Here is a 7,213-nt window from a genome sequence, read left to right as displayed (position 1 = left end):
TCATCGCGCATATTTCTGCCGACGCTACGCTCATTTTTCTACATTATATAGTTTTAACAAATAACCTAAGGTATTACTATCACTAAGTTTTCTAAAACTTTAAAGAAAAGTTAAATAGAACAATATGCGCTCGGCGCTCATTTTCATGAATATATGCGCAAAGAGCAGTTTAACCAATCTATTAACGACGATATTTAGCCAGTATCAATGACCGATTATCGCTCAAAGCCGACCTATAGAGTAATTACGTTAACACGTCTTGGGGCAAAACCAATTTGCAAAATATGCAATTTGCTAACTCGAAAAGGGGCAAAACCAATTTGCAAAATATGCAATTTGCTAACTCGAAAAGGGGCAAAACCAATTTGCAAAATATGCAATTTGCTAACTCGAAAAGGGGCAAATACGAGTTAGCCGATGGCCGGCTTTGCAGAATAAAACTAATTACATAAAGTTATCGTGACCGTCTCTTCATCACTCAAAGCAGTCTTGAAAAAGTAAGTATTTTCGTTCTACGTTCATTATATTTTGGGTGGCCGACATACGCACATATTCCGTGTATCAAACCTTACTAAGTTTGCAGTAGCTAAGAACGTTGTTGAAGTAGAAAAGAAGCTCGAAAAACTAGTGCCTAAAGAGTTTAAAGTCGATGTTCACCACTGGCTTATACTGCATGGCCGCTATACCTGTGTAGCGCGAAAACCTAAATGCGGCAGCTGTATTATTGAAGATTTATGTGAGTTTAAAGATAAAACTGAGTAGCTACATGGCGAGTGTTCCTCTACCAATACATTCTATTTCTTAATGCAGGTGTCAAACTTAGGCACCTTGACTTTTCTATAGTACAAATTAATTAAATAAACGCTTATACCTGCCCCTGCGAAAAGAAATTATTGTAACATTTTCAAAGTATTAATTTCACAAGCGTCAATCCTTTAGTTATGCTGTTGAGCATTATGAAATTTTATTACGAGAATTCCTATGCTACCAATACTTCGTATCTTGTTAATTGAGCAAGATCCAGTCACCTTACAAGAGCTTTCAACGAATCTATCGAAGACCATTGTCAATTTTGAGCGAGATGATATTCATATTGATATTATTGAGCGTCTTGAGCTAAAACAAGCGTTGGACATTGTAGAGGAAGATGGTGATATTCAGGCTGTAGTGCTTAGCTGGGATTTGCAAAATAAGGTTGGCGAACGCACTTATAGTCGCTTTATCGAGCAGTTAAAAGGGATCCGCCTTGAGCTGCCTGTTTATGTTATTGGCGATGATACGAAGGGGCTTGAAATCGTTAATGAGTCGGAGGAGATTGAGTCTTTCTTTTTTAAAGATGAGGTAATTTCTGATCCTGAAGCAATTTTAGGCTATATGATCAACGATTTCGATGACCGCTCAGAGACCCCATTTTGGACTGCGTACCGCCGCTATGTTGGCGAAGCAAACGATTCTTGGCACACACCAGGTCACAGTGGCGGCTCGAGCTTTAGAAATTCTCCTTATATTAAAGATTTTTATCAGTTTTATGGTCGTAATGTGTTCGTGGGCGATCTGTCGGTTTCTGTTGATTCGTTAGGTTCATTGTCAGATAGCACTAATACCATTGGCCGTGCGCAAGAGTCAGCAGCGGCGACGTTTGAAGTCAAGCATACCTATTTCGTTACCAATGGGTCGTCTACCTCAAATAAAATCATCTTGCAGACATTGCTGCGTAAGGGCGATAAAGTGATCATCGACCGCAATTGTCATAAATCTGTGCACTATGGCATTTTGCAATCAGCGAGTTTACCTGTTTATTTGTCGAGTATTTTAAATCCTAAATATGGCATTTTTGCGCCGCCGTCGTTGGCTGATATAAAACAAGCAATAGAACAAAATACCGATGCAAAATTGCTGGTTCTCACCGGTTGTACTTACGATGGCCTACTGAGCGATCTGAAACAGGTGGTCGATTTTGCCCATCAACATGGTATTAAAGTATTTATTGACGAGGCATGGTTTGCTTACTCGCTGTTTCATCCAAGCCTACGATACTATTCCGCCATTCATGCTGGCGCTGACTACGTCACTCATTCGGCGCATAAAGTGGTATCGGCGTTTTCTCAAGCGTCTTATATTCATGTTAACGACCCTGATTTCGATGCTGATTTCTTTCGTGAGATTTACAGTATTTACGCCAGTACATCGCCAAAATATCAGCTTATCGCGTCGCTTGATGTGTGCCAAAAGCAATTAGAGATGGAAGGCTATAAGTTACTCAATGCTTTGTTGAACCATGTGGAAGAATTTAAACAACAGATGGCTTCACTCAAACAAATTAAAGTACTAGGTAAGCAAGACTTTATGGAAATATTTCCGCACTTCAGTGGTGATAACATGGGTCACGATCCGCTAAAAATTCTCATCGACATTAGCGAATTACCTTATTCGTTAAAGGATATTCATAAATACCTGCTGGATGAAATTGGCTTAGAAATAGAAAAATACACCCACAGTACCATTTTGGTATTACTCACCCTTGGCGGCACGCGCTCAAAAATAATTCGTCTTTATAATGCGCTCAAAAAACTCGACAGCGGTAAAGTGAAGTTGTCAAAATCGACGCGACGATCTCGCTTGCCTGAAAACCTACCAGCTATAGACTTAGCCTGTATTCCAAGTGATGCTTTTTATGGCGAGCGCGAATCTGTGCCTATCGGTAAAAGTAACAACCGTATTTGTGCCGGTTTAGTTACCCCCTATCCGCCAGGTATTCCGCTTTTGGTGCCTGGCCAGCATATTACAGAGGAACACATAGAGTACCTTAAAGAGCTAGCAGGACAAGGTTTGACGATTCAAGGGAGTTTTGATGGTGAAATCTATGTTCTTAAGGGCAAAGTTAATAAGTAAAGATATACTTTAATACAGTCGAACTCCTCATAACTAAACAGCAATATCACATGATATTGCTGTTTAGTAGAGTAAAAAGCTGATCCTCATACTCCAAAAATAAATGAAGCCAGAATGCAATGATACAATTGAAGAACAAAAAAGCGCTTACACTTCTGCGGATTGCAGCTCTCATTGTTACTCTTACTAGCATATACATTTTTGCCCCTTGGCAGTTTGCTTTATATTACTTTTACCCACTGCCCGCTAACGTTCAAGCACAAACACAAGAGGCTATTGAACAAGGAATCGATGGCATTATTGTTTATATTCATAAACAAGGACAGCAACCTGAATATTTTGCAAATGGTTGGCATGATCGAGAGCAAAAAATACCCGCATACCCTAATGCACTTTTTAAAATTGGCAGCATTCGAAAGTTATATGATGCAGCAGCTTTAACCAAACTTTCAGCCGCTGGACGTATTGAAATAGATAAAACACTGACTGATTATCTTCCATCATTAATTGGGCGCATTGAAAACGCAGATAAAATTACATTGCGAATGATGGTAAAACACAAAAGTGGCATACCCAATTACACAGACACCGATAATTTCGATTGGTCAATCACCTACCCTGACCCACTTGCATTAGTACTCGATAAACCCGCTGATTTTAGCCCTGATGCTGACTATGGCTATTCTAATACCAATTATTTGTTGCTGCGAAAAATTATGTCAAACGTGCTGGGTTATGATCACAACCAATATATTAAAGATGAAATTTTAACGCCACTGGGCCTAACGCATACGTTTTCATCTGTACATGAAATCAATTTAGTAGATTTGATGAGTGGTTACTACGTAGGTTATGAGAATGATTTTAAAGCACTCGATCAAGGCTATGTGGCAACCGCACAAGATGTAGGCGACTTTATTTTTGCTTTAAACAAAGGCACTTTTTTCGACGAACAAGAGCAAGCTTTGTATGCATCACTTTATAAGTATGAACACACGGGGTGGGTATTAGGGTATTCAAGCATTGCTCGTTATTATAAAGATATCGATACAGTCGTTGTGCAGTTTATAAATACTAATGGCGATGATACTGTGATGCTCACAGAAATAATTTATAATCGGATTATTGATATTGTAACTGCGCAACAATAGTAGTTAAAACTAGCTGCGTTATAAAAATTTATATGAATTTTAAAGAGGATTTAAATGCGTTTACTACACACCATGTTACGGGTTGCAGATCTAGATAAATCAATTGCGTTTTATACTCAAGTACTTGGTATGAAAGAGTTACGCCGTGCTGATAACGAAGAGTACCGCTATACCCTCGCCTTTGTAGGCTACGGTGATGAAACTGACACAACAGTGCTTGAACTGACCTATAACTGGGATACCGACAGCTATGATTTAGGCAATGCCTATGGTCATATCGCGATTGAGTTTGATGATATCTATAAAGCCTGTGCTGATATCAAGGCCGCTGGCGGTAACGTAAGCCGTGAACCAGGTCCAGTAAAGGGTGGCACAACAGAAATAGCGTTTGTAAAAGATCCAGATGGCTACTCAATTGAACTTATTCAGAAAAAAGAAAATATGAATAAATTTTAGTAAATATATTTAATAGGTTTACTAAGCGGCTTTTTAATTATTTAAGCTTAACTCTGATACAATTTTAAAAAAGGTGCTGTATGCACCTTTTTATCGTAACTGACTGTCTTTACTGCCACGCCGATTAAGCCCTTTAGAAAGTGCGCCTTTACCTTCTAGTTCAACTTGGCAGCTTACACAATACTTAACACCTGGTAACGCAAGTCTTCGTGCCTGTGGTATTGGTTCATCACATTCTTCACATAGCTCGGCACTGGCTCCAGAAACTAAGTTACTTCTAGCATATTGCAAAGCATCATTAACGCTGGCGTCGATTTGATCTTGAATTGCACCATCGCGTGCCCATCCACTTGCCATATAACCTCCTATTTATTTGGACGTTTATATGTAACCTAACATAGGTGAAGTTTATTTAAGCTGAATATAAGAAAGGGGAAGATGCTAATAAAATTTAGGAGTTATTATATAAAATATTTAATTTTGAGATTTTAACTTCACTGAATAATTTTGAAGTAGTGATGGAAATGTAGGTAAACTGATTTTAGATACTTTTATTAAAAGCTATATTACTAATGAATAGTAGGTGGCGTATCAAGAGATTTTCACTCTTTTTAAATTTGCGGATAGAGTGTGTGGTGTAACACTGCTGTATATATTACTTAAAGTAAGTAAGTGGCGTCCCCAAGGGGATTCGAACCCCTGTTACCGCCGTGAAAGGGCGGTGTCCTAGGCCTCTAGACGATGGGGACGCAGAAATTAATTTGCAAATCACTGATTTGCTATTTCTGCGTAAGATGAGCCGAGCCTGCGAGGCGAATAGCATTATCTTCTCAGAAACATTTTCTGTGTCACTAGGACAACTGAATGGTTTGACTCGTTTCAGGCGAGCTGCTCAATAACACTGCACTTCCCTATTTAAAATAAGTAAGTGGCGTCCCCAAGGGGATTCGAACCCCTGTTACCGCCGTGAAAGGGCGGTGTCCTAGGCCTCTAGACGATGGGGACACTAAAAAAGTGTCACTAGGACAACTGAATGGTTTAACTCGTTTCAGGCGAGCTGCTTAATAACACTGCACTTCCCTATTCAAAATAAGTAAGTGGCGTCCCCAAGGGGATTCGAACCCCTGTTACCGCCGTGAAAGGGCGGTGTCCTAGGCCTCTAGACGATGGGGACACTAAAAAGTGTCACTAGGACGATTGATTAGTTTAACTCACATCCTGAGCTCTTAAGGTAATGGCGTATAGTACAAATAAAGACTCGAGCTTTATGTGTTACGCTATTTTCTCGGTAAAACCGCCTTTAACTAAAAAGTTAAGTGGCGTCCCCAAGGGGATTCGAACCCCTGTTACCGCCGTGAAAGGGCGGTGTCCTAGGCCTCTAGACGATGGGGACACAGAAAACTGTTACCCTAGGACAAACACTAAAAATTGGTGGAGCTATGCGGGATCGAACCGCAGACCTCTTCGCTGCCAGCGAAGCGCTCTCCCAGCTGAGCTATAGCCCCAACTTATTCAATACGCTCTGTGATAACCACGTCGTGTATCGCTTAGTGCGGGGCGCATTCTATGCACCCCCCAAAATAAAGTCAACAGTTTTTTGTGCGACATTATTTAAATGGTTTAATTTTCAACAAACTGGCTATCATACATGCTAAAAAGTAGATTTTCATACTACTTAGTAACAATGAGCTTCGTTAAGTGTGCCACATTTAAGTTTGAGTTGAGCATAACGACCCTATAATACTAAAAGCACCTATTCACATCGGACTCAAAAGGTATACATTTATATGCAAATTGAGTTATCACTGCTTTTCTCCTAAAACGGGCCTACTTCCATCATAGCCTAGCTGGATTTTATTAAATGCTAATTGTAAAGCTTAACTATGCTAAGCGATAAACAACTTGCTAATTTGAGTGGTTTAAACAATTGAATAACATAGGCAGGATGATCTGAACTAGAAAGCTTTACTTTGATTTCTTGGTTGCAACCCTGACTCGGCAAATCAATTACCACTAAATTGAATTAATTTTCATCCTTAAAAAGCAACAGAACTCGCTCTAGTGAATATAAATATAGTTATTTTAACCCCTAGCCAAAGCTGCTTATTGTTCGTTTTATGTTACCTTGCTGATAAAGTGAACACTATTTACATTGCATTGATTATAAAAGCTTCATTCAGCACATTTTTATCATTCAAGTGTTGACACATTTACAAGTCTATCTATAATAGCGCCCCACAACAACGCAGCAATGTGGTGTTGTTTAGATGCGGGTGATTAGCTCAGTTGGGAGAGCATCGCCCTTACAAGGCGAGGGTCACTGGTTCAAGTCCAGTATCACCCACCACATTCTAATGTGTCGTATCTAAGTTCTATGTGGGTAATTAGCTCAGTTAGAAATAAGAGAGTGTCATCGTTATTTACAAATAACGGCGAGGTTCACTGGTTAAAGTCCAGTACTATTTTTATAATAGTTTAGTTTGATTTATATGTGGGTGATTAGCTCAGTTGGGAGAGCATCGCCCTTACAAGGCGAGGGTCACTGGTTCAAGTCCAGTATCACCCACCACATATAAAACCTATTGTTATATTAATAGTGATATGTATTAAAATTGTAATATGGGTCGTTAGCTCAGTTACAAGAAATGAGAGCATCACCGCTATTTACAAGTAACGGCGAAGTTCACTGGTTAAAGTCCAGTACTATTTATTTC

The 7,213-nt window shown here is 39.5% G+C and carries 4 protein-coding genes, 7 tRNA genes and 1 pseudogene; 6 read left to right on the top strand and 6 right to left on the bottom strand.

From position 1 onward, the window contains the following. Positions 1–543: 543 nt before the first annotated feature. From ACTRWE_RS18560 to gloA, 4 genes and pseudogenes are all read left to right on the top strand, one after another. Positions 544–762: pseudogene (locus tag ACTRWE_RS18560) on the top strand (endonuclease III); the annotation flags it as partial. Positions 763–981: 219 nt separating this feature from the next. Next, the gene (locus tag ACTRWE_RS18555) at positions 982–2,892 is read left to right on the top strand and encodes an aminotransferase class V-fold PLP-dependent enzyme (RefSeq protein WP_013465293.1); all 1,911 of its coding nucleotides are present in this window, start codon (positions 982–984) and stop codon (positions 2,890–2,892) included. Between the two features lie 119 nt (positions 2,893–3,011). Then, entirely contained in the window at positions 3,012–4,043 is a 1,032-nt protein-coding gene (locus ACTRWE_RS18550) for a serine hydrolase domain-containing protein (RefSeq protein ID WP_033102714.1), read from the top strand. Positions 4,044–4,097: 54 nt separating this feature from the next. After that, a complete protein-coding gene (gloA, locus tag ACTRWE_RS18545) occupies positions 4,098–4,499 on the top strand; it encodes a lactoylglutathione lyase (protein WP_024602990.1) in 402 nt (133 codons plus the stop codon). A 90-nt stretch (positions 4,500–4,589) separates the two neighbouring features. Here gloA and ACTRWE_RS18540 read toward each other — a convergent pair whose 3' ends face one another. The 6 genes from ACTRWE_RS18540 to ACTRWE_RS18515 all read right to left on the bottom strand — a co-directional run bounded on the left by ACTRWE_RS18540 (position 4,590) and on the right by ACTRWE_RS18515 (position 6,004). Next, on the bottom strand, positions 4,590–4,856 hold the full coding sequence (locus tag ACTRWE_RS18540; RefSeq protein WP_462880467.1) for a DksA/TraR family C4-type zinc finger protein: 267 nt from the start codon (positions 4,854–4,856) through the stop codon (positions 4,590–4,592). A 316-nt stretch (positions 4,857–5,172) separates the two neighbouring features. Beyond that, positions 5,173–5,248: transfer RNA gene (locus ACTRWE_RS18535), tRNA-Glu, on the bottom strand. Between the two features lie 180 nt (positions 5,249–5,428). Next, positions 5,429–5,504 (bottom strand) — tRNA-Glu (locus tag ACTRWE_RS18530). Between the two features lie 93 nt (positions 5,505–5,597). Continuing rightward, positions 5,598–5,673 (bottom strand) — tRNA-Glu (locus tag ACTRWE_RS18525). A 143-nt stretch (positions 5,674–5,816) separates the two neighbouring features. Beyond that, positions 5,817–5,892: transfer RNA gene (locus tag ACTRWE_RS18520), tRNA-Glu, on the bottom strand. Between the two features lie 36 nt (positions 5,893–5,928). Next, positions 5,929–6,004: transfer RNA gene (locus tag ACTRWE_RS18515), tRNA-Ala, on the bottom strand. Between the two features lie 766 nt (positions 6,005–6,770). On the opposite strand from ACTRWE_RS18515, the gene ACTRWE_RS18510 reads away from it, so the two are divergent. Then, positions 6,771–6,846 (top strand) — tRNA-Val (locus ACTRWE_RS18510). A 146-nt stretch (positions 6,847–6,992) separates the two neighbouring features. Continuing rightward, positions 6,993–7,068 (top strand) — tRNA-Val (locus tag ACTRWE_RS18505). Positions 7,069–7,213 lie beyond the last annotated feature (145 nt).

This window comes from Pseudoalteromonas sp. G5_S1_54_S4 (assembly GCF_054968565.1).
The sequence above is the reverse complement of the archived record's forward strand: the minus strand, read 5'-3'. Positions and strand labels throughout refer to the sequence as shown.

Coding starts and splice junctions, on each gene's coding strand:
- ACTRWE_RS18555 (WP_013465293.1), top strand. CDS start 982: ATGCTACCAATACTTCGTATCTTGTTAATTGAGCAAGATCCAGTCACC.
- ACTRWE_RS18550 (WP_033102714.1), top strand. CDS start 3,012: ATGATACAATTGAAGAACAAAAAAGCGCTTACACTTCTGCGGATTGCA.
- gloA (WP_024602990.1), top strand. CDS start 4,098: ATGCGTTTACTACACACCATGTTACGGGTTGCAGATCTAGATAAATCA.
- ACTRWE_RS18540 (WP_462880467.1), bottom strand. CDS start 4,856: ATGGCAAGTGGATGGGCACGCGATGGTGCAATTCAAGATCAAATCGAC.